The sequence below is a fragment of the Dactylosporangium sucinum genome (assembly GCF_014647515.1).
GTDB lineage: Bacteria > Actinomycetota > Actinomycetes > Mycobacteriales > Micromonosporaceae > Dactylosporangium > Dactylosporangium sucinum.
On record NZ_BMPI01000007.1, the window covers coordinates 26,308 to 27,037 of the forward strand.

General features: G+C 65.1%; 2 protein-coding genes and 1 pseudogene. All 3 read left to right on the forward strand.

What is annotated here, in order from left to right:
* A partial coding sequence (locus IEZ31_RS08615; protein ID WP_229834484.1) for a hypothetical protein occupies positions 1–323 on the forward strand: 323 nt, incomplete at its 5' end.
* Positions 313–624 carry a type II toxin-antitoxin system PemK/MazF family toxin gene (locus IEZ31_RS08620; RefSeq protein WP_308429362.1) on the forward strand — a complete coding sequence of 104 codons (312 nt, stop codon included), beginning with the start codon at positions 313–315 and terminating at the stop codon, positions 622–624. The genes IEZ31_RS08615 and IEZ31_RS08620, both read left to right, overlap by 11 nt.
* A gap of 28 nt (positions 625–652) precedes the next feature.
* Positions 653–730: pseudogene (locus tag IEZ31_RS56180) on the forward strand (peptide-methionine (S)-S-oxide reductase MsrA); the annotation flags it as partial.

Sequence of the window (730 nt, forward strand, 5' to 3'; positions counted from 1 at the left end):
GATCGGCGTCGGCACTCTCCCCGCCTGATCCGTTCGGCGAACGGCCATCGTTATCTCGACGGTGGCCGTTCCACCGTATTACACTTTGTCTTATGTCGACGATTACATTCCGCGCGGATGACGACGTCGATCGGGCGCTGGCCGAGCTGACGTCCGGCGACCGCGACCGTTCGCAGGTCATCCGTGACGCGATCCTCGCTGCGTGGCGCGTTCGCCGCGAGGAGCAAATCCGCGCCGAAGCGGAAGCCGTTGCAGCGGACACGGACGATGTCGCCGAGGCACGAGCCGTGCTGGCAGACATGGAGTCGCTCCGTGCGTGGTGACGTCTACGAGCTCAAGGGTCCTAGGGACACGCGCGGCCACGAGCAGCGCGGCAACCGATACGCCGTCGTGGTCCAGTCAGACCTGCTACCGCTGTCGACGTGGCTCGTCGCACCGACCTCCACCAGCGCTCGGCCGACCAGTTTCCGGCCGGAGATCGAGGTCCAGGGCAAATCCACATATGTGCTCGCCGAGCAGACCGCGGCTGTCCAGCCCGAACGACTCGGCCAGCTTGTCGGTCACCTTTCGCACCAGGAGATGTCCGCAGTCGACGACGCGCTACGTCTCGTCCTCCATCTCTGACTCCGCGCCCATGTTGTGACATGAACGTCAGGACTACCACCAGCAGTACCTCTCGGACGCGAAGAACCCGGGCGGCTACTGCAACCACGGCCCCAACGGCATGACC